The 19846-nt window shown below is 74.8% G+C and carries 18 protein-coding genes and 5 tRNA genes; 15 read left to right on the forward strand and 8 right to left on the reverse strand.

Annotated features, from left to right (window positions below):
- Positions 1–166 precede the first annotated feature (166 nt).
- Together ACF08D_RS26905 and ACF08D_RS26910 are read left to right on the forward strand one after the other, a co-directional pair.
- Positions 167–676 carry a sigma-70 family RNA polymerase sigma factor gene (locus tag ACF08D_RS26905; RefSeq protein ID WP_392226368.1) on the forward strand — a complete coding sequence of 170 codons (510 nt, stop codon included), beginning with the start codon at positions 167–169 and terminating at the stop codon, positions 674–676.
- A 40-nt stretch (positions 677–716) separates the two neighbouring features.
- Positions 717–1199 (forward strand): GNAT family N-acetyltransferase, encoded by a 483-nt coding sequence (locus ACF08D_RS26910; RefSeq protein ID WP_392226046.1) that lies wholly within the window; start codon positions 717–719, stop codon positions 1197–1199.
- Here the strand turns inward: ACF08D_RS26910 and ACF08D_RS26915 are convergent.
- Both ACF08D_RS26915 and ACF08D_RS26920 read right to left on the reverse strand, forming a co-directional pair.
- Entirely contained in the window at positions 1196–1690 is a 495-nt protein-coding gene (locus tag ACF08D_RS26915; RefSeq protein ID WP_392226048.1) for a hypothetical protein, read from the reverse strand. The two genes, ACF08D_RS26910 and ACF08D_RS26915, sit on opposite strands and share 4 nt — an antisense overlap.
- On the reverse strand, positions 1671–2030 hold the full coding sequence (locus ACF08D_RS26920; protein ID WP_392226050.1) for a hypothetical protein: 360 nt from the start codon (positions 2028–2030) through the stop codon (positions 1671–1673). The genes ACF08D_RS26915 and ACF08D_RS26920 overlap by 20 nt, the downstream gene beginning before the upstream one ends.
- A gap of 583 nt (positions 2031–2613) precedes the next feature.
- Between ACF08D_RS26920 and ACF08D_RS26925 the strand changes: the two genes are divergently transcribed.
- The 8 genes from ACF08D_RS26925 (at position 2614) to ACF08D_RS26960 (ending at position 13866) form a co-directional block, all read left to right on the forward strand.
- Entirely contained in the window at positions 2614–3696 is a 1083-nt protein-coding gene (locus ACF08D_RS26925; protein WP_392226052.1) for a methionine ABC transporter ATP-binding protein, read from the forward strand.
- On the forward strand, positions 3693–4364 hold the full coding sequence (locus tag ACF08D_RS26930) for a methionine ABC transporter permease (RefSeq protein ID WP_392226054.1): 672 nt from the start codon (positions 3693–3695) through the stop codon (positions 4362–4364). The genes ACF08D_RS26925 and ACF08D_RS26930 overlap by 4 nt, the downstream gene beginning before the upstream one ends.
- Before the next feature lie 154 nt (positions 4365–4518).
- Complete coding sequence (locus ACF08D_RS26935) at positions 4519–5343, forward strand: MetQ/NlpA family ABC transporter substrate-binding protein (RefSeq protein ID WP_392226370.1); 825 nt, start codon at positions 4519–4521, stop codon at positions 5341–5343.
- Between the two features lie 205 nt (positions 5344–5548).
- Positions 5549–6211, forward strand: a complete 663-nt coding sequence (locus ACF08D_RS26940; RefSeq protein WP_392226056.1) for a GNAT family N-acetyltransferase — start codon at positions 5549–5551, stop codon at positions 6209–6211.
- A 61-nt stretch (positions 6212–6272) separates the two neighbouring features.
- The gene (cbiE, locus tag ACF08D_RS26945) at positions 6273–7478 is read left to right on the forward strand and encodes a precorrin-6y C5,15-methyltransferase (decarboxylating) subunit CbiE (protein WP_392226057.1); all 1206 of its coding nucleotides are present in this window, start codon (positions 6273–6275) and stop codon (positions 7476–7478) included.
- Between the two features lie 306 nt (positions 7479–7784).
- The gene (cobT, locus tag ACF08D_RS26950; RefSeq protein WP_392226059.1) at positions 7785–11324 is read left to right on the forward strand and encodes a nicotinate-nucleotide--dimethylbenzimidazole phosphoribosyltransferase; all 3540 of its coding nucleotides are present in this window, start codon (positions 7785–7787) and stop codon (positions 11322–11324) included.
- 325 nt (positions 11325–11649) lie between these two features.
- On the forward strand, positions 11650–12960 hold the full coding sequence (gene cobA / locus ACF08D_RS26955; protein WP_392226060.1) for a uroporphyrinogen-III C-methyltransferase: 1311 nt from the start codon (positions 11650–11652) through the stop codon (positions 12958–12960).
- Between the two features lie 87 nt (positions 12961–13047).
- Positions 13048–13866 carry a TrmH family RNA methyltransferase gene (locus ACF08D_RS26960; protein ID WP_392226062.1) on the forward strand — a complete coding sequence of 273 codons (819 nt, stop codon included), beginning with the start codon at positions 13048–13050 and terminating at the stop codon, positions 13864–13866.
- 51 nt (positions 13867–13917) lie between these two features.
- Here the strand turns inward: ACF08D_RS26960 and ACF08D_RS26965 are convergent, their stop codons facing one another.
- Positions 13918–15093 carry a serine/threonine-protein kinase gene (locus ACF08D_RS26965; protein ID WP_392226064.1) on the reverse strand — a complete coding sequence of 392 codons (1176 nt, stop codon included), beginning with the start codon at positions 15091–15093 and terminating at the stop codon, positions 13918–13920.
- Positions 15094–15563: 470 nt separating this feature from the next.
- On the opposite strand from ACF08D_RS26965, the gene ACF08D_RS26970 reads away from it, so the two are divergent.
- From ACF08D_RS26970 to ACF08D_RS26980, 3 genes are all read left to right on the forward strand, one after another.
- Complete coding sequence (locus ACF08D_RS26970) at positions 15564–15770, forward strand: hypothetical protein (protein WP_392226066.1); 207 nt, start codon at positions 15564–15566, stop codon at positions 15768–15770.
- 181 nt (positions 15771–15951) lie between these two features.
- Positions 15952–16944, forward strand: a complete 993-nt coding sequence (locus ACF08D_RS26975; protein ID WP_392226068.1) for a phosphotransferase family protein — start codon at positions 15952–15954, stop codon at positions 16942–16944.
- Between the two features lie 40 nt (positions 16945–16984).
- Positions 16985–17272 (forward strand): zf-TFIIB domain-containing protein, encoded by a 288-nt coding sequence (locus ACF08D_RS26980; protein ID WP_392226070.1) that lies wholly within the window; start codon positions 16985–16987, stop codon positions 17270–17272.
- Positions 17273–17367: 95 nt separating this feature from the next.
- Here the strand turns inward: ACF08D_RS26980 and ACF08D_RS26985 are convergent.
- The 5 genes from ACF08D_RS26985 to ACF08D_RS27005 form a co-directional block, all read right to left on the reverse strand.
- Positions 17368–17439, reverse strand: a tRNA-Val gene (locus tag ACF08D_RS26985).
- 34 nt (positions 17440–17473) lie between these two features.
- A tRNA-Val gene (locus ACF08D_RS26990) sits at positions 17474–17545 on the reverse strand.
- A 19-nt stretch (positions 17546–17564) separates the two neighbouring features.
- Positions 17565–17636: transfer RNA gene (locus ACF08D_RS26995), tRNA-Val, on the reverse strand.
- Between the two features lies 1 nt (position 17637).
- Positions 17638–17711, reverse strand: a tRNA-Cys gene (locus ACF08D_RS27000).
- 36 nt (positions 17712–17747) lie between these two features.
- A tRNA-Gly gene (locus ACF08D_RS27005) sits at positions 17748–17820 on the reverse strand.
- Between the two features lie 145 nt (positions 17821–17965).
- Here ACF08D_RS27005 and ACF08D_RS27010 point away from each other — a divergent pair.
- Positions 17966–19021 (forward strand): chorismate-binding protein, encoded by a 1056-nt coding sequence (locus ACF08D_RS27010; protein ID WP_392226072.1) that lies wholly within the window; start codon positions 17966–17968, stop codon positions 19019–19021.
- A complete protein-coding gene (locus tag ACF08D_RS27015; RefSeq protein WP_392226074.1) occupies positions 19018–19833 on the forward strand; it encodes an aminotransferase class IV in 816 nt (271 codons plus the stop codon). Before ACF08D_RS27010 ends, ACF08D_RS27015 begins: the two co-directional genes overlap by 4 nt.
- Positions 19834–19846 lie beyond the last annotated feature (13 nt).

Here is a 19846-nt window from a genome sequence, read left to right on the forward strand (position 1 = left end):
TGTCGAGACCGGCATGACACCCCCGGAAGCGACTCCCGCGACGCCGATCCCCGACGCCCCGAGGCACGATGCTCCGACGCCCGACGAGCCGCCCGCCCCGCACGAGCCCGCAGGCCATGCCCCCGCCGGTCGCGCCGGCACCGGTCACCCGCCCGCCGCCCGTGGGCTGTCCGAGCTGCTCGGTGACCTCACCCCGCTGCTCGCCGCCGAGTCGCAGGCGGAGGCCGCGGCCGCCGGCCTGGACCCCGGCGACCTCGAACAGGCCGTGTGGCTCCGCCTCCTGGAGCGCCTCGACGGCGGGCCCGGCGTCCCCCGCCACCCCGCCGACTGGCTGCGCCGCGCCGTCCGGGCCGAGGCCCGCCGCGCCCGCCGGGCCGTCGTACGGGAACGGCCCTACGCCCACGACCCGGCGTCCGACACCGGCCCCGAGCACGCCGCGCTGGCCGCCGAGCGGCGCCGGGCCCTGCGTAACGCCGTCGCCCGCACCCCCGTCCACTGCCGCCGGCTGCTGACTGCGATGTTGTCGCCGAGCGACCCCACCTACCGGGAAATCGCAGGAGAGTTGGGTATCTCACAAGGCAGTTTGGGGCCGATGCGTTCCCGTTGCCTGGGATGCCTGCGCAGAATGCTCCCGGCAGAGGTTGCCGTTCCGGCCCATCGGGGAAGGGAGCGGTAGACCCCACAGGGCGGACCAGGCGAGCCGGAGGCATGCATTCATGGGCATGAGCGTGACCATCTCAGCGGCAGGAGCACAGGACGCCGAGCAGATCCTCAAGCTCCAGTACCTGTGCTACCAGAGCGAGGCCGAGCTGTACGGCGACTACGCCATCGAGCCCCTCACCCAGACGCTCGACGACCTCAGGGCCGAACTGGACCGGGGCCACGCCCTGGTGGCCCGGCTCGGCGACGAGGTCATCGCGTCCGTACGGGGCGAGCTGGACGACTCCGGCACCGTCACCATCGGCAAGCTCATCGTCCACCCGCGTCTGCGCCGCCACGGCCTGGGCGGGCGGCTCCTCGACGCCATCGAGGGGCACTTCGCCACCGGCGGCACGCCCGCCGCCAAGCGCTTCCAGCTGCTGAGCGGGCACCGCAGCGAGAGCGGCCTGCGCCTCTACCGCAAGAAGGGGTACGAAGCCGTCGCCACCAGCGAGATCGGCCCCCGGCTCACGGTCGTCACGCTGGAGAAGGCCGCCTAACCCGGCTGCCCGGCGGCGTCCTGCGGGGCGGGCCGCCGGGCCTTGCGCAGCCACCAGATCCCGGTCACCGGCAGCAGCACCGGGATGAAGACGTAGCCGTACCCGTAGTCGGACCAGACCGTGGCGTCGGGGAACGCCCCCGGATCGGCCAGCGTCCACGTCCCCACGGTCAGCACGCCCACCAGCTCGGCGGCGCAGCACACCAGCGCCGCCCTGCGGGCCGTCTCGCCGCCCCTGACCAGCGTGTAGGTGATGAACACGTACACCAGGGCCGCCGCCGCCGAGAGGCTGTACGCCAGCGGCGCCCGGTCGAACTCGGTGGCGATCTGCAGCACCGACCGCGACACCGCGCCCACCGACATCACCCCGTACAGCCACACCAGCAGCATCCCGGGACCCTTGGCCAGGCCGCGCCCCCGCGAGGGGCCGCCCTGCCGTCCCGCCGCCGCGCCGGACCGTTCCGCCGCCATGTCAGGCCGTCCAGATGTCATGAAGGCGCACCTCCAGCACCGCCAGCACCACCGCGCCGGCGGCGACGGTCGCCGAGCCCCACCGGCTGCGCTCCACCAGCGACATGAAGCCCGCGGCCGGGACCGCGCACAGCGCACCGATCAGATACGCCAGGAAGATCGCCGTGCCCTCGTCCGCCTCCTGGCCCCGGGTCAGCTGCACGATGCCGACCACCAGCTGTGCCAGGGCCAGTACCGTCACCACGGCCATGCCGATGAAGTGCCAGTCCTTCGTCGGCTGGTCCCGGTACGCGGCGAAGCCGCACCAGGCGGCGAGGGCGAGCGCGGCCACGGAGACCGCGACCGTCAGGGCGACAAGCATGCGCCCGAGACTATTACGGGCCAAAAGGCCCGGCGCGACCGCCCCCGGCGGCGCCGGGCACCCGCGGCGACGATGGTGGTCTTGACCACAGCACCCGCCATGGCGGCCGCCCCGGCCGCCCCTCCCCCCACCCGTCCCGGCCACCGCCCACCGTCCGCGTCCGCGCAGGCCACAAGGGGTGCGCGCGCAGTCGGCGGCCCTGGGCGCACCACCCGGGCCCGTCCGGATGGCGTACGTATGACGTCCGCTATTCGGACAGCCGTCCGGGCGCACTCGGGAGGTCTGCTTTACTGGCCCGCATGACCACGACGAGCAGCCGCACCCTTGCGACCGAGGCGATGATGACGCCCGGTGCTCGTTGTATGTGTCGAATGTGCGCCTTCTGAGGGCCCCCGCCTGAGCCTCGCGCCCCGAAGCGAGACCCGACAGCCATGCCCTGTTCCGGACGAGACCGGACGGAACGGGCCGCCCCGCGCACGCGCCGCCCCCGGCCACCCGCCGAACGCCGTGCCGCACGTCGGAACGATCAATGCCCCGTGCCCGGCGGACACCGCGCCGCGCACTCGACAGTGACGGAAACCCTGTGATCACCACTACGGGCCTGACCAAGGTCTACGAGTCGCGAGGCCGCCAGGTCACCGCTCTGGACGGCGTCGACCTGCACGTCCGCGAGGGCGAGGTCTTCGGCGTCATCGGACAGAGCGGCGCCGGCAAGTCCTCGCTCATCCGCTGCGTCAACCTCCTGGAACGCCCCACCTCCGGCACCGTGACGGTCGACGGCACCGACCTCACCGCGCTCGCCGGACGGGGCCGCCGCGCCGGGAAGGACCTCCGCCGGGCGCGCAGCCGCATCGGGATGGTCTTCCAGCACTTCAACCTGCTGTCCTCGCGGACCGTCCAGGACAACATCGAGCTGCCCCTGGAGATCCTCGGCGTCTCCGGCGCCGAACGCTCCCGCCGCGCCCTGGAACTCCTCGACCTGGTCGGCCTCGCCGACAAGGCCAAGGCGTACCCCGGCCAGCTCTCCGGCGGCCAGAAGCAGCGCGTCGGCATCGCCCGGGCGCTCGCCGGCAACCCGAAGGTGCTGCTCTCCGACGAGGCCACCAGCGCGCTCGACCCGGAGACCACCCGCTCCATCCTCCAGCTCCTGCGCGACCTCAACCGGCAGCTCGGCCTGACCGTCCTGCTCATTACGCACGAGATGGACGTCGTCAAGCAGATCTGCGACTCGGCCGCCCTGATGCGCAAGGGGCGCGTCATCGAGTCCGGCACCGTCGCCGAACTGCTCGCCACCCCGGGCTCCGAACTCGCCCACGAGCTGTTCCCGGTGACCGGCGACGCCTCCGCCGACGACCGCACGGTCGTCGACGTCACCTTCCACGGCGAGGCCGCCACCCAGCCGGTGATCTCCCAGCTCTCCCGCACGTACAACATCGACATCTCGATCCTCGGCGCCGCCATGGACACCGTCGGCGGACGGCAGATCGGCCGCATGCGCATCGAGCTGCCCGGCCGGTACGAGGAGAACGTCGTCCCCGTCGGCTTCCTGCGCGAGCAGGGCCTGCAGGTCGAGGTCGTCGGCGCCGGGGCGACCGGCGCCGCGGCCACCCCCGAGGAAACGCAGCGGCCCGCGCAGGGCGGCCCGGTCAAGGAGGTCGCGAAGTGACCTGGGAAGAGATGCGGCCCCTGCTGGAGCAGGGCACCATCGACACGCTCTACATGGTGCTGTGGTCCACCGTCGTCACCGTCGTCGGCGGCCTGCCGCTGGGCGTCCTCCTCGTCCTCACCGACAAGGGCGGACTCCTCCAGAACCGGCCGGTCAACAAGGTCATCGGCGCGATCGTCAACGTCGGCCGCTCGCTGCCCTTCATCATCCTGCTGGTCGCCCTGATCCCCGTCACCACCTTCGTGGTCGGCACCTTCATCGGGCCGACGGCGATGATCGTGCCGCTCTCGATCGGCGCCATCCCGTTCTTCGCGCGCCTGGTCGAGACCGCGGTCCGCGAGGTGGACCACGGACTCGTCGAGGCCGTGCAGTCCATGGGCGGCGGCATCCCGACGATCGTGGGCAAGGTGCTCCTCCCGCAGGCCCTGCCGTCCCTGATCGCCGCGCTCACCACCACCGTGATCACGCTGATCAGCTACTCGGCGCTGGCCGGCGCGGTCGGCGGCGAGGGCCTCGGCTCCAAGGTGATCACCTACGGCTACCAGCGGTTCGAGACCAACTTCATGCTCATCACGGTGGTGCTGCTGATCGTGATCGTCACGGTCGTCCAGCTCCTCGGCGACCTCGCGGTACGCCTGCTCGCCCGCCGGGGCCGCACCGCCTCCTGAAACCCCCCAGAACAGCCCGCACTCCTTGTCCGGGCGTAGTCCGCACCACCAGAAAGAGGCACTTTTCGTGCGTAAGAACCTTCGCCACACCGGCGCCGCCCGCAACACCGGCACCGTCCGCAACAATGTCCGGCTCACCGGCGCCTTCGCCGCCGTGACCGCCCTCGCCCTCGGCCTCACCGCCTGCGGCACGGCCTCCGACCCGGCGTCCTCCAAGGGCGGCTCCGGCAAGGCCGACGCGTCCAAGCCGCTCGTCGTCGCCGCGTCCCCGACGCCGCACGCCGACATCCTCAACTACGTCAAGGACAACCTGGCCGAGAAGGCCGGCCTCAAGCTGGAGGTCAAGGAGTTCACGGACTACGTCCTGCCGAACACCGCCACCCAGCAGGGCCAGGTCGACGCCAACTACTTCCAGCACAAGCCGTACCTGGACGACTTCAACAAGAAGAACAAGACCACCATCGTCCCGGTGGTCAACGTCCACCTGGAGCCCCTCGGCCTCTACTCCAAGAAGCTGAAGGACATCAAGGACCTCAAGGCCGGCCAGACCGTCGCCGTCCCGAACGACACCACCAACGGCGGCCGGGCCCTCAAGCTGCTCGCCGACAACGGCCTCATCACCCTCAAGGCTGGTGTCGGCGCGGGCGGCAAGCTGTCCGACATCACCGACAAGAAGGGCCTGGAGTTCAAGGAGCTGGAGGCCGCCACCGTGCCCCGCGCCCTGAACGACGTCGACGCCGCCGTCATCAACGGCAACTACGCCATCGAGGCCAAGCTCAGCCCCACCAAGGACGCCCTGGCGCTGGAGAAGGCCGAGGGCAACCCGTACGCCAACTTCCTCGCCGTCAAGGAGGGCAACGAGAAGGACGCGCGCGTGCAGAAGCTCGCCACGCTCCTCAACTCGCCCGAGGTGAAGAAGTACATCGAGGACACCTACAAGGACGGCTCCATCGTCCCCGCCTTCGGCGCGGCCAAGTAACGCCGCCCTCCGGTACCAGGCCCCGCGCACCCCGTACGGTGCGCGGGGTCTCCGCCGTACCGGCCCGCGTGTACGCCGACGAGCCGGCGAGTCGACGTGTCCGTATCGACGAATCCGTACCGACCCGGCCATGCGCACAACCGGCTGCATGCTGCATGCTGTGCGTTCACGGCCTCAACGGACGGTCTTCGGCATGGAGCTGCGCATGACTACCACCTTTCCGGACATCTCCATCAGCACGGAACGGTTGGTGCTGCGCCCCTACGAGGACGCGGACATCCCCGCCCACACCGAGATGATGAACGACGAGACGGTCGTCGCCTGGACCTCCGCCCCCCACCCGTACACCACGGCCCACGCCGAGGACTGGGTGCGCAGAATCGCTCCCGCGGAACGCACCGAAGGGCGCGGAGTCGTCCTCGCCGTCACCGAGTTCCTCACCCAGCGCCTCGTCGGCACCGTCCACCTCCGCAACACCGACTGGCGCACCCGCGCCACCGAAGCCGCCTACATCACCGCGCCCTGGGCCCGCGGCGAGGGCTACGCCACCGAGTCCGTCCTCGCCGTCGCCCAGTGGCTCTTCCAGGACCGCCGGTTCGAGCGCCTGGAGTTGCGCACCGCCGCCGACAACACCGCCTCCCAGCAGGTCGCCCAGAAGATCGGCTGCATCAGCGAGGGCGTCCTGCGCAACGCCTGGATCGCGCGCAGCCGGACCGAGGACGGCGGCTGGACCGACATCCGCACCGACCTGATCGTCTGGAGCCTGCTCCCCGAGGACCTCGAAGGCCCCGGGGGCCTCGGTGGCGCCGACGGTCTCCGGGGCGCTCCCGGCGGCGCCGGCCGCTCCTCGTTCCCCGGCTGGAACTGACACCCGGTACGCTCACCAGCACTCCACCCTTCCTCCACAACACCCCAGGAGACAGACCAAGATGGCCGACCGGGTCACGGTGATCGGCTGGGACGGCTCGCCCCTCACCGCCGCCGCCAGGTCCGCCCTCTCGGCCGCCACCCTGGTGGCCGGGGCCGGTCACCACCTGGCCCTCCCGGAGGTCCCGCCCGCCGCCGAGCGCATCCGCCTCGGCAGCGTCGACCTCGCCGCCCGCCGCATCGCCGGCCACCGCGGCACCGCCGTCGTCCTCGCCGACGGCGACCCGGGCTTCTTCGGCGTCGTCCGCACCCTGCGCGCACCCCAGCACGGCCTGGAGGTCGAGGTGGTGCCCGCCGTCTCCTCCGTCGCCGCCGCCTTCGCCCGGGCCGGCATGCCGTGGGACGACGCCCAGGTCGTCGTCGCCCACAGCCGTACGCTGCGCCGGGCCGTCAACGTCTGCCGCGCCCACCCCAAGGTCGCCGTCCTCACCTCCCCGGGCGCCGGCCCCGCCGAACTGGCCCTCCTCCTCGACGGCGTCCACCGCACCTTCGTGATCTGCGAGGAACTGGGCACCGAGCGCGAGCAGGTCACCGTCCTCACCTCCGACAAAGCCGCCGACCACACCTGGCGCGACCCCAACGTCGTCATCGTCATCGGCGGGGCCGCCGCCACCCAGGGCGGCGGCTGGCTGCTCGGCCGCGACCCCGGAGCCGTACGCGGCTGGGCCCTGCCCCCGCACGCGTACGGGGACGGCCTGCGCACCGGCGAGTCCGCGGGCCTGCGCGCCGCCCAGCTCGCCCGCCTCGGGCCGCGCACCGGCGACCTGGTCTGGGACATCGGCTGCGGAGCCGGGGCGCTCGCCGTGGAGGCCGCCCGCTTCGGCGCGGCCGTCATCGCGGTCGACGAGGACCCCGCCGCCTGCGCCCGCACCGAGGCCGCCGCGCGCCACTACGGCGTCCAGCTCCAGACCGTCGCCGGACGCGCCCCGCACGTCCTGGAGCGGCTGCCCGAGCCCGACGTCGTCCGGGTGGGCGGCGGGGGAGCGGCCGTGGTCACCGCCTGCGCGGACCGCCGCCCCGAGCGGATCGTCGCGCACGCCACCACCCGGGACGAGGCGGAGGCCGTCGGCGCCGCCCTGGCGGACGGGGGGTACGCCGTCGAGTGCGCGCTCCTCCAGTCCGTCGACCTCGACCCCGGGGCCTGGACGGAACGCGACCGCACGGTCGTCTTCCTGCTGTCCGGCCACCGGCCCGCGGCCTCCCCGTGACCATGTCACTACGGGACGCCAGGTAGGCTGGCCGATCGTTGTCACACGGCCGGGACCCCGACGTTTGGTTCGCCAATGTCCGGAAAAGGGGACCCCTTTGGACCCCGGCTGTGGTACGGCGTCAACCGGGGGGTTGCGCGACGTGGCGCAGTCCACAGCCGACGGTGGCGGATCACGCTGCCACGGCGGCAGAAGGCCGCGAGAATACGTGAGGTCCGCGTGCCGTTCGTGCCGCGCGGCGCGCATGCTCGTTCTTGTAGACGGGCGACGGTCTGAAGGAGCACAACCGATGGGCGAGGGGTACGCATGACTGACACCGGCCAGGTCCCGGGCGAGGGACAGCCGGAGAACGCAGGCATGGTGGAGCAGCCGGGCATCCCCGCTCCGGGCACCTACATCTTCCTGGACCCCTCCGAGAGCGCCCCCGAGGACGACGACCTCCTGCTGATGCCCGGCTCGCAGGGAGCCTGGGGCGAGCCGCTCCCCGGTGCCGCCCCGGCGCCCGCGCCCCTGGCGGTGCCCCCGGCGGCCCCCGCCCCGGTGGACCCGGTGGGCGCCGCGATCATCGCCGAGCAGCAGGCCCAGCAGCACCTGTACGAGCCGGTGGCCGCCCCGGCCGCCCCCGAGCACGCCGCGCCCGCGTACGCCGCTCCTGTGCACGCCGCCCCCGAGCACCTCGCGCCGGGGTACGAGCCCGTGCCGCCCGTCGCCCCGGAGCCGCCCGCCGCGTACGACCCGTCCGTCGCCCACCAGCCGGCCGCGCAGGAGCAGCCCCTCCCGGAGCAGGTCGCGCCGGAGCAGGTCGCGCCCGTGCAGGCCGCGCCCCTGTACGAGCCCGCCGCCCACGAGCCCGCGCCGCACGAGGCGGGCGCGCACGAGGCCGGTGGCCGGGACTCCGGTTCGGTCGACCTGACCGGCGTACGGATGCCCGAGCCCTCGCTGCCGGAGCCCGCGCCCGCGGCGCCGGTGGAGGCCGGGGAGCCGGTTCCGGCCCCGGAGCCCGCCGCCGCGCCCGCGCCCGCCCCGGCCCCGGCCCCGGCCCCGGCCGCTGCCCCTGTCGCGGAGCCCGAGCCCGAGCCTGAGCCCGCCCCTGCCCCGGCCGCTGTACCGGAGCCCGTCCCGGCGCCCGCGCCCGCGCGGCGTCCGCTGCACATGGGCCCGCCGGTCCCGGACACCTCGGGCGGCGTCGTGCGGTCGCTCGCCGACCGGGGCCCCGCGACGCCCGGGCCGATGACCCCCGGCCCCGCCACCTCGGGCGGCCTGGAGTACCTGGACGTACCCCGCGAGGACCCCGCGTCCGCGCTGCCCGCACCGCAGTTCGGGGAGCTTCCGCCGCAGAGCGCCGAGCCGTGGTCCCCGCAGCCACAGCCGTCCCAGACGCCTTTCCCCGCCCCAGCAGAAACGGTCGTTCCGGAGCCGGTCGCCGCGCCGTCCGGGCAGTTCGTCCCGGTCGAGGGCACTGTCCCGACCGCGCCGCACCTCGCCCCGACGCCGCCCCCGGCCGCGCCCGAGCCCGCCCCGGAGCCGACCGCCCCGGAGCCGGTCGCCGCCGCGCCCGAGCCCGAGCCGGACGTCGCCGTCGTGACCGTCCCCGCCCCGCGTGACGGAGGCGCCCCCTCGGCCGCCCCCGACCTGGCCCCGCAGCCGGTCGAGGCCGCCGCCGAGCCGCTGCCCGAGCAGCCCGAGCCCTCCGAGCAGCCCGAGCCGGAGCCGGTCGCCGAGCCCGTCGCCCCCGAGGCGCCGGTCGCGGAGGCCGCCGCGCCGGAACCCGTACAGCCGGAGCCCGAGCCGGACCCCGTACAGCCCGAACCCGCCCCGGAGCTCGTACCGGCCGAGCCCGTACGCGTACCCGAGGAGCGGCCCGAGGCGCCGGAGCCGACGGAAGCCGCACCCGAACCCGCCCCCGAAGCCGACGCCGCACCCGAACCCGCCCCCGGGGCCGACGCCGCCCCCGAGCAGCCCCCGGCCGCCGACGCCGCACCGGAACCCGAAGGCACCGAGGCCCCCGCCCCGCACGCCCCCGACGCCGCTCCCGACGCCGTCCCCGCCGGGGACACGAGCGCCCCCGAGGCGCCGGCACCCGGCGAGGAGCCCGCGGCCCCCGCCACCCCCGCCGCGCCCGCGCCCGGCTACGACGACGTCGAGCGCGAGGCCGTGCTGCGCGTCATGCGCGAGCGCCGCGACATCCGCAACGGCTTCCGCAGCGACCCGATCCCGCACGAGGTGCTCCTCCGCGTCCTGGAAGCGGCGCACACCGCGCCGTCCGTCGGGCACGCGCAGCCGTGGGACTTCGTCGTCATCCGCTCCGCCGAGACGCGCCGGACGATGCACGAGCTGGCCCAGCGCCAGCGCGACGCGTACGCCAAGTCGCTGCCCAAGGGCCGGGCCAAGCAGTTCAAGGAACTGCGCATCGAGGCCATCCTCGACACCCCGGTCAACATCGTCGTCACCGCCGACCCCACCCGGGGCGGACGCCACACGCTGGGCCTGCACACCCAGCCGCAGATGGCGCCGTACTCCTCCGCGCTCGCCGTCGAGAACCTGTGGCTCGCCGCCCGCGCCGAGGGCCTCGGCGTCGGCTGGGTCAGCTTCTTCGACGAGCGCGAGATGGTCCGCGCCCTCGGCCTGCCCGAGCACCTCGAAGTGGTCGCGTACCTCTGCGTGGGGTACGTCGACGAGTTCCCCGAGGAGCCGGAGCTGATGCAGGCGGGCTGGTCCCGGCGCCGCCCGCTGTCCTGGGTCGTCCACGAGGAGACGTACGGCCGCCGCGCCCTGCCCGGCGAGGAGCCGCACGACCTGCTCCAGGAGACCGTCGCCAACATCCGCCCGCTGGACGCCAAGGCGCTCGGCGAGGCGTGGGAGCGGCAGAAGCGGATGACCAAGCCGGCCGGCGCGCTCGGCATGCTGGAGATCATCTCCGCCCAGCTGTCCGGGCTGTCCCGGATGTGCCCGCCGCCCATCCCGGAGCCCGCGGCCGTCGCGATCTTCGCCGGCGACCACGGGGTGCACGCCCAGGGCGTCACCGCCTGGCCGCAGGAGGTCACGGCCCAGATGGTGGCCAACTTCCTGGGCGGCGGCGCCGTCTGCAACGCGTTCGCCAACCAGGTGGGCGCCGAGGTCTGCGTCATCGACGTCGGGGTCGCCGGCGACCTCCCGGCCACCCCCGGCCTGCTGCCGCGCAAGGTCCGCCCGGGCACCGCCGACTTCACCACCGGACCGGCCCTCGGCCGCGACGAGGTGCTCGCGGCGATCGAGGTGGGCATCGAGACCGCCCGCGACCTGGTCGCGGCCGGCAACAAGGCACTGCTCACCGGTGAGATGGGCATCGCCAACACCACCTCGTCCGCCGCGCTGATCGCCGTCTACACCGACGCCGACCCGGCGGAGGTCACCGGCCGGGGCACCGGCATCAACGACGAGATGCACGCCCGCAAGGTGGACGTCGTCCGGCGCGCCCTGGACCTCCACCACCCGGACCCGGCCGACCCGATCGGCGTCCTCGCGGCCGTCGGCGGCCTGGAGCACGCGGCGCTCGTCGGCCTCATCCTGGGTGGCGCGTCGCTGCGCACCCCGCTCGTCCTGGACGGCGTGAGCGCCGGGGCCGCCGCCCTGATCGCCCGGGCCATCGCCCCCGAGGCGCTGGCGGCCTGCATCGCGGGCCACCGCAGCGCCGAGCCGGGCCATGTGGCGGCGCTCAACAAGCTGGGCCTGCGCCCCCTGGTGGACCTGGACCTCCGCCTGGGCGAGGGCACCGGGGCGCTGCTCGCCCTGCCGGTGATCCAGAGCGCGGCGCGCGCGATGCACGAGGTGGCGACCTTCGACTCGGCGGGCGTCACCGAGAAGTAGGCCCGGGGCGCGGGGGCCGGGCCCCCGCGCCCCGCCCACCGAACCCCCCGCGCCGCGCTCCCCACCGGGGCCGGAGCCCACCGCCGGGCACCGGCCCCCCGCGCCTCGCCCACCCGGGCCGTCGCACCTCTTCGGAGCCGTACGAACGGCCCCGCACCCCCTCCCACCGGGGCCGGAGCCCACCGCCGCCCCGGCGCCCGCGCGGCGGCGCACCGTATCGTGGTCGGCAGCGCCCCCGCCTCCGTGCGTACCGTCCCACCAGTCGCTCCAGCGTCGCAGCGGCTCCGCACACCGCACCACCGCCCCGCCGAGGAGCCGCACCGCCATGGCCGAGAACGCCGAGCACCCCGCCTACCCCGTCGGTCTGCGCCTGTCCGGGCGCCGCGTCGTCGTGATCGGCGGCGGCCAGGTCGCCCAGCGCCGCCTCCCCGCCCTCATCGCGGCCGGCGCCGACATCACCCTGGTCTCCCCGGCCGCGACCCCGTCCGTCGAGGCGATGGCCGAGGCCGGCGAGATCACCTGGGTCCGGCGGCGGTACGAGGAGGGTGACCTGGCCGACGCCTGGTACGCCCTGGTCGCCGTCTCCGACCCGGAGGCCGCAGCCCGCGCGTCCGCCGAGGCGGAGCGCACCCGCACCTGGTGCGTGCGGTCCGACGACGCCCGGGCCGCCACCGCCTGGACCCCGGCGACCGGCCGCAGCGAGGGCGTCACGGTCGCCGTGCTGACCGGCCAGGACCCGCGCCGGTCGGCGGCCGTGCGGGACGCCGTCGTGGAGGGGCTGCGCGACGGTTCGCTCGCCGCCCGCCACCGCCGCTCCCGCACCCCGTTCGTCGCCCTGGTCGGCGGCGGCCCCGGCGACCCCGACCTGATCACGGTGCGCGGGCGCCGGCTGCTGGCGGAGGCGGACGTGGTCATCGCGGACCGCCTCGGCCCCCGCGACCTGCTGGACGAGCTGCCGCCGTACGTCGAGGTCATCGACGCGGCGAAGATCCCCTACGGCCGCTTCATGGCCCAGGAGGCCATCAACAACGCGCTGATCGAGCACGCGAAGGCCGGGAAGTCCGTGGTCCGCCTCAAGGGCGGTGACCCGTTCGTCTTCGGCCGGGGCATGGAGGAGGCGCAGGCGCTGGCCGAGGCGGGTATCGCCTGCACGGTCGTGCCGGGCATCTCCAGCTCCATCAGCGTGCCCGGCGCGGCCGGGATCCCGGTCACCCACCGCGGGGTGGCCCATGAGTTCACCGTGGTCAGCGGTCACGTCGCCCCCGAGGACCCGCGCTCGCTCGTCGACTGGCCCGCGCTGGCCCGGCTGACCGGCACCCTCGTCGTCCTGATGGGCGTCGACAAGATCGGCGCGATCGCCGAGGTGCTGATGGCGCACGGCAAGGCCCCGGACACCCCGCTCGCCCTGATCCAGGAGGGCACGACCGCCGCCCAGCGCCGGGTGGACGCGACGCTGGCGACGGTGGCGGAGCGCGTACGGACGCAGGACGTCCGGCCGCCCGCGGTCATCGTCGTCGGAGCGGTCGTCACCGAGGGCCCCCGGAAGACGGACGGCCCCGACCAGACCGGCGCCCCCCATAAGACCGCCGGCCCCGACAAGACCGCCGGACCCCACCGGGCCGACGGACCCCACTAGACCGACGGACCCCACTAGACCGAGGGCCCCCACCAGCCCACCCCGTGAGCGACCCCGTTCACCCGCACCGGACAAGGCAGCAAACCCGTGGCCGATCTCCTCACCATCGACGACCCCGACGACCCGCGCCTGCGCGACTACACCGGCCTGACCGACGTGGAGCTGCGGCGCAGGCGCGAGCCGGCCGAGGGCCTGTTCATCGCCGAGGGCGAGAAGGTCATCCGCCGGGCCGCCCAGGCCGGGTACGGGATGCGCTCGATGCTGCTGTCGGCCAAGTGGGTCGACACCATGCGGGACGTCATCGACGAGGCCCCGGCGCCCGTGTACGTCGTCACGCCGGAGCTGGCCGAGCGCGTCACCGGCTACCACGTGCACCGCGGCGCCCTCGCGTCGATGGCGCGCAAGCCGCTGCCCCCGGCGGGCGAACTCCTCAGCACCGCACGCCGGGTGGCCGTGATGGAGGGCGTCAACGACCACACCAACATCGGCGCCATCTTCCGCAGCGCCGCCGCGCTCGGCATGGACGCCGTGCTGCTCTCCCCGGACTGCGCCGACCCGCTCTACCGCCGGTCGGTGAAGGTGTCGATGGGCGCCGTCTTCTCCGTCCCGTACGCGCGTCTCGACGCCTGGCCCCGGGGCCTGGACACGGTACGGGAGGCGGGCTTCCGGGTCCTCGCCCTCACGCCCGACGAGCGGGCCGTCAGCATCGACGAGGCGGCCCCGCACCGCCTCGACCGGGTCGCCCTGATGCTGGGCGCGGAGGGCGACGGCCTCACTGCCAGGGCACTCGCGGCGGCCGACACCCGGGTGCGCATCCCCATGGCGCACGGCGTCGACTCGCTCAACGTGGGCGCGGCGGCGGCGGTCGCCTTCTACGCGGTCGCCACGGGCCGCCCGGAGAGCTGAGCCAGGGGTCCGCCCGGAGAGCTGAGCCAAGGGCCCGCCCGGAGAGCCGGATCAGCCCGTGAGGCCCTGCGCGCCCGCGATGCCCAGCAGGACGATCAGCGTCACCACTACGAACACGAAGATCCGCTGCCGCAGCAGCCGGGGGTTCGCCGGGCGGCGCCCGGTGCCGGTGCCCGTCCGGGTGCCCGGCCTCGACGCCGTACGGCCGCCGCCCGTGCGGGAGGGGTTGCGCGGCGAGGAGGCCCGCGGGGCCTGCGCGGCGCCCCGCGCGCCCGGCGCCGGTGTGCGGGGGCCGCGGCCCTGGGTGCTCCGCTCCGTGTAACGCTCGGTCAGGCGGCCGGTGGGGCGGTCGTCGACGGGCCGTCCGGCCGGGCGCGGGGCGGGCGGGCGGACCTCCGACAGGCCCTGCGCCTCCCGGGCGGCGATCTCCTTCAGCCGCATGGACAGTTGCAGCGTGCTGGGACGTTCCTCCGGGTCCTTCGCCAGACAGGCCCGCACCAGCGGCGCCAGCGCGTCCGGCACGCCCGCCAGGTGCGGCTCCTCGTGCACCACGCGGTACAGCATCACCTCGGAACTGCCGTGCCCGAAGGGCGAGTCCGCCATCGCGGCGTACGCCAGCGTCGCCCCGAGCGCGAACACGTCCGTCGCCGGGGTCACCGCCGCGCCCCGCACCTGCTCGGGCGCGAGGAAGCCGGGCGAGCCGACCGCCGTGCCCACATGGGTGAGCGTGGAGGCGCCGGTCGCCCAGGCGATGCCGAAGTCGATGATGCGCGGGCCCTTGGGGGAGAGCAGGATGTTCGACGGCTTCAGGTCCCGGTGCACCACCCCGGCCTCGTGGACCGCCACCAGCCCCTCCGAGAGCGCCGCGCCGATGGCCGCCACGTCGGCGGCCACCAGGGGGCCCTCCTCGGCGACCTTGTCGTGCAGCGAGGGGCCGGGCACGTACTGCGTGGCGAACCAGGGCCGGTCGGCCTCCAGATCGGCCGCCACCAGCCGGGCCGTGCACCCGCCGCGGATCCGCCGCGCGGCCGACACCTCGCGCGCGAAGCGCGACCGGAACTCCTGGTCCTCGGCGAGGTCGGGCCGGATCACCTTCAGCGCCACCCGCTGCCCGCGCCGGTCGGACCCGAGGTACACGACCCCCATGCCGCCCGCGCCGAGCCGCCGGTGGAGGCGGAAGGAGCCGACGACACGCGGGTCCTCGCGCCGGAGCCGCATCATCGCCATGTCCGTCCCCTACCTATGGTGGGGAGGCCCCACCCCGCTGCACCGGTGTCCGTTTGACGTGGCACAGCTTACGTACCCGCGCCCCGGCGCGCTCATAGGCCGCGCCCTCGGGGGCCGATCGATTGTCAGTGCCGATCGGGCCCTCCCGCCCGCCCGCGCGGCCAAGAACCGCGCACCTCACGGGTGTTGACATCCCGTGAGGAACGCCGCGGCGCCGCGCCGGGAGGGACGTGAGTGACGTCACCCGCCCCGGCGTCCCCTCCGGGAGGCCCCCGACGCCCGGCGGAGCGTCTCCACCCAGGGGAGTACGACGGCCGGTGGCGGCTCATCCTCCGGGAGGCCCGCGAAAGGGTACGCGGGCATGACGTCCCGGGCCCGCCCGTTCCCTACTGTGGAAGTCAAGCGGCGGGCACAGCACTCGTCCCCCGAGGTTGGACGCCCGCCGCTGCTGGACATGACGGGAGAGGGCCATGGCGGACACGGCAACGCGGACGATGATCCGCACGCGGGGACAGAAGGCGTACGCCTCGTTCGGCACCCGCCCGGCCGGCCGCCGCCACCCGCTGGTGGCGACCGCCATGGTGCTCCCGCTGGCCGCCCTGTTGGTGGTCGCCTTCGGCGGCTGGGACGCGGTGGTCACTCAGGCGTCGTCCGTGGGCGTGATGCTGGGGCGCTGAGCGGCGCCCCGGGCCCGGGAGAGCGGCCCGGGCCGGGGACATCCGGCCCATAGCCCCGTGGGGACGGGGGTGCGGCGGACGGCAGCGGTGGCCGGCAGCTGGGGAGCTGCCGGCCACCGCTTTTTCACGCGCGGCCCCGGCCAGGGGGTGACGTTCGCGGGTGCCCGCGTAGGGTCGGGGCGTGCAGCAGCAGACCGAGCCGCTCCTCGCGGCGCTCGACGCGGTCGCCGTGGGCGCCGCGCACCTCTTCGCGCCCGGCGGGGCCTGCCGGGCCTGCGGTGCCGGGGTGGCCGGGACCGGCGGAGGGGTCCTCGCGGACCGGCCCGACGGCACGGTGGTCCGCCACGGCGTGGCCGTCGCCAAGGCGCACGCCCCGGACACCGAGACCGCCCCGCACCGCGTCCGCCTCGCCGTCGCCGCCCACCCGGAGCTCGCCGGCATCCTGCTGCCGCCGCTCCCGCTGCCCGCGGCCCCGCCCGCGCTGGCCGGCCGCCCGGTGAGCGTCTGGCCCCACGGCAGCCCCGTCGACCCGGACGCACCGGACGCCGCCCCCTGGGAGGACGCCGCGGCCCTGCTCGCCCGCCTCCACCGCGTACCGCCCGCCGGGCTGCCCGCGCCGCTGCCGCCCATGCGCGGCCCGGCCAAGGCGGCGCGGGCGGTGACGCGCCTGCGGGCGGCGGCCGGGCGGCACCCCGCGGCCCGCCCGGTGCTGGCCGCCTGGGCGGGCCTGCCGGCCTGGGCGCGGGGCGAGGGCCCGGACCCGGGTGCCGCGCTCTGCCACGGCGACTTCCACCTGGGCCAGCTCGTCCGCCACCCCGCCGGCACCGGGCCGTGGCTGCTGATCGACGTGGACGACCTCGGCACCGGCGACCCGGCCTGGGACCTGGCCCGGCCCGCCGCCTGGTACGCGGCCGGGCTGCTGGCGCCGGAGGCGTGGGAGCGGTTCCTCGGCGCCTACCGGGCGGCGGGCGGGACGGCCGTACCGGCCGAGGGGGACCCATGGCCCCGGCTCGATGTGCCCGCACGGGCCCTGACCGTGCAGACGGCCGCGCTGGCGGTCGCCAAGAGCGCCGCCGCCCGGCGGGAGTTGGACGACTCGGAACGCCGGGTCGTCGACGCTTGTGCCCGAATTGCGACACTCCCGGGCCAGTTGGGCGTGCCGGACCCGTCGTAGGGTGAGGACACCACCCGAATGGCGAGGAGTTGAGCCGAGCATGCAGTGTCCCAAGTGCCATGCGCCCATGCACACCTACAACCGCAATGGCGTCCAGATCGAGCAGTGCAGCGGCTGCCGGGGGATCTTCCTCGACTACGGCGAGCTGGAGTCCCTGACCCGTCTGGAGTCCCAGTGGGTGCAGCAGGCTCCGCCCGCCCCGCCGGCCCCGGGCGGCTACCCGGCCGCGCCCGCCCCGCACGCCCCGGCGTGGGGCGCCCCGCACCACGGGGGGCACGGCCATCACGGTCACCACCGCGGCTTCGGGCGGATGCTCTTCTCCTCCTGAAGCCCCGGGGGCTCCGGGAGGCTCCCGGGGCCCCCCGGGCTTCTGGGACAACGACGGAGCCCCGGCCGCGTGAGGCGGCCGGGGCTTCGGTGGTGTGGACGATACTGGGATTGAACCAGTGACCTCTTCCGTGTCAGGGAAGCGCTCTCCCGCTGAGCTAATCGTCCTCGGGGCCACGATCCGAAGATCGTGAGCACTGCGTGCGCGATACTGGGATTGAACCAGTGACCTCTTCCGTGTCAGGGAAGCGCTCTCCCGCTGAGCTAATCGCGCGGGGGATCCGAAGATCCAGTGGACGATACTGGGATTGAACCAGTGACCTCTTCCGTGTCAGGGAAGCGCTCTCCCGCTGAGCTAATCGTCCTTGGAGGTGGAGACGGGATTTGAACCCGTGTAGACGGCTTTGCAGGCCGTTGCCTCGCCTCTCGGCCACTCCACCAGGAGTGCAGGGGGTTCGGGAAGATCCCCCACGTCGAGCGGACGACGAGATTCGAACTCGCGACCCTCACCTTGGCAAGGTGATGCTCTACCAACTGAGCCACGTCCGCTTGTCGTTTCCGGCCCGCTTCCGCGTCCCGGCGACGTGTTGAACTCTAGCGGATTCCCGGGCCAGCACAAAAACGCGTTTGCCCAGCGTGCTGCCTTGACCCCGCTCCGCGCCGTCCGGTGCGCTCCCGCCATAGACTCGCACCCGTGCACGACCACGCTCCTCTGGCCCGCTTCGGCGGCCTCCTCGCAACCGACCTGCGGGACGTCACCAGCGACCCCGAGGCCCTGGACTCGACGGGCTTCTGGGCCGTCTGCGCGGACTTCGAAGGCGGCCTGACCTGCGCACGCTTCGGGGACGTGCGTCCCTCGCCGGTGCCCGCGCCCGTGCCCGGCGCCTGGCGAGGACCCGCCGCCGGCGACTGGACGTCGTCGCTCGACCGCGAGGCGTACACGGCGGGCGTACGCAGGATCCGGGAGCACATCGCGGCCGGGGAGGTCTACCAGGCGAACCTGTGCCGGGTGCTCTCCGCGCCGCTGCCCGACCCGGCCGCCGACGTGGACGCGCTCACCGCGCTGCTGGCCCGGGGCAACCCGGCCCCCTTCGCCGGAACGATTCGTCTGCCCGCCCACGGCGTGGAGATCGCCACCGCCTCGCCCGAGCTGTACCTGCGGCGCGACGGCTCCACCGTGGAGTCCGGCCCCATCAAGGGCACCGGCAGGACCGCACAGGACCTGCTGGAGAAGGACCGCGCCGAGAACGTGATGATCGTCGACCTCGTCCGCAACGACCTCGGCCGGGTCTGCGCCACCGGGTCCGTCACCGTCCCCGAGCTGTGCGCCGTCGAGCCGCACCCCGGACTGGTCCACCTCGTCTCCACCGTGCGCGGCGAACTGGCCGGGGGAGCGGGCTGGGCCGGCCTCCTCGCCGCCACCTTCCCGCCCGGATCGGTCACCGGCGCGCCGAAGTCCAGCGCGCTGCGGATCATCGACGCGCTGGAGACCGCGCCCCGGGGGCCCTACTGCGGCGGCGTCGGATGGGTCGACGCCGACCGCCGCACCGCCGCCCTGGCCGTCGGCATACGGACGTTCTGGATCGACCGCGCCGAGGGCGGCGGCGTCCTGCGCTTCGGCACCGGCGCGGGCATCACCTGGGGCTCCGACCCCGAGCGCGAGTGGGCCGAGACCGAACTGAAGGCGTCCCGGCTGCTCGCTGTAGCGTCGGGGGCGTACGAGGCGAGCGGAAGGACCATCACGACATGAAGAAGCTGTGGGTCAACGGCGGGCTGCACGACGCGGAGACCGCCAGGGTCTCCGTCCTGGATCACGGCCTGACCGTGGGCGACGGCATCTTCGAGACGATCAAGGCGGTGGACGGCCGGCCCTTCGCGCTGGAGCCCCACCTCGACCGCCTCACCCGCTCCGCCCGGGGCCTCGGCCTGCCCGCACCCGACCTCGACGAGGTCCGCCGGGCCTGCGCCGCCGTGCTGGACGCCAACCCGATGCCGCTGGGCCGCCTCCGCATCACGTACACCGGAGGGCTCTCGCCCCTCGGCTCCGACCGGGGCGACGCCGGACCGACCCTGGTCGTGGCCCTGGGGGAGACCTCCCGCCGCCCCGACACCACCGCCGTGGTCACCGTCCCCTGGACCCGCAACGAGCGCGGCGCCCTGGCGGGCCTGAAGTCCACCTCGTACGCGGAGAACGTCGTCGCCCTCGCCCGGGCGCACGAACAGGACGCCAGCGAGGCCCTCTTCGGCAACACGGCCGGGCGGCTGTGCGAGGGCACCGGGTCCAACGTCTTCGTCGTCCTCGACGGACAGCTGCACACCCCGCCCCTGGCCTCCGGCTGCCTGGCCGGCATCACCCGCGCCCTGACCGTGGAGTGGACGGGCGCCCACGAGACCGACCTGCCGCTGGACGTCCTGGAGCGGGCCGACGAGATCTTCCTGACCTCCACCCTCCGCGACGTCCAGGCCGTGCACCGGGTGGACGGGCGCGAGCTGCCCGGCGCCCCCGGCCCGGTCACCGCCAAGGCCATGCGGATCTTCGCGGAGCGCGCCGCCCAGATGTGAGGCGACGGCCGCC

Origin of the sequence: Streptomyces sp. NPDC015131 (assembly GCF_043079975.1) — a bacterium.
Lineage (GTDB): Bacteria > Actinomycetota > Actinomycetes > Streptomycetales > Streptomycetaceae > Streptomyces.

What these genes read in the sequence shown, in the direction of transcription:
- ACF08D_RS27015 (WP_392226074.1), top strand. Translation starts at nt 19,018, where the DNA reads ATGAAGAAGCTGTGGGTCAACGGCGGGCTGCACGACGCGGAGACCGCC.
- cbiE (WP_392226057.1), top strand. Translation starts at nt 6,273, where the DNA reads ATGGCCGACCGGGTCACGGTGATCGGCTGGGACGGCTCGCCCCTCACC.
- ACF08D_RS26940 (WP_392226056.1), top strand. Translation starts at nt 5,549, where the DNA reads ATGACTACCACCTTTCCGGACATCTCCATCAGCACGGAACGGTTGGTG.
- ACF08D_RS26910 (WP_392226046.1), top strand. Translation starts at nt 717, where the DNA reads ATGGGCATGAGCGTGACCATCTCAGCGGCAGGAGCACAGGACGCCGAG.
- ACF08D_RS26920 (WP_392226050.1), bottom strand. Translation starts at nt 2,030, where the DNA reads ATGCTTGTCGCCCTGACGGTCGCGGTCTCCGTGGCCGCGCTCGCCCTC.
- ACF08D_RS26970 (WP_392226066.1), top strand. Translation starts at nt 15,564, where the DNA reads ATGGCGGACACGGCAACGCGGACGATGATCCGCACGCGGGGACAGAAG.
- ACF08D_RS26915 (WP_392226048.1), bottom strand. Translation starts at nt 1,690, where the DNA reads ATGACATCTGGACGGCCTGACATGGCGGCGGAACGGTCCGGCGCGGCG.
- ACF08D_RS26980 (WP_392226070.1), top strand. Translation starts at nt 16,985, where the DNA reads ATGCAGTGTCCCAAGTGCCATGCGCCCATGCACACCTACAACCGCAAT.
- ACF08D_RS26965 (WP_392226064.1), bottom strand. Translation starts at nt 15,093, where the DNA reads ATGGCGATGATGCGGCTCCGGCGCGAGGACCCGCGTGTCGTCGGCTCC.
- cobA (WP_392226060.1), top strand. Translation starts at nt 11,650, where the DNA reads ATGGCCGAGAACGCCGAGCACCCCGCCTACCCCGTCGGTCTGCGCCTG.
- cobT (WP_392226059.1), top strand. Translation starts at nt 7,785, where the DNA reads ATGACTGACACCGGCCAGGTCCCGGGCGAGGGACAGCCGGAGAACGCA.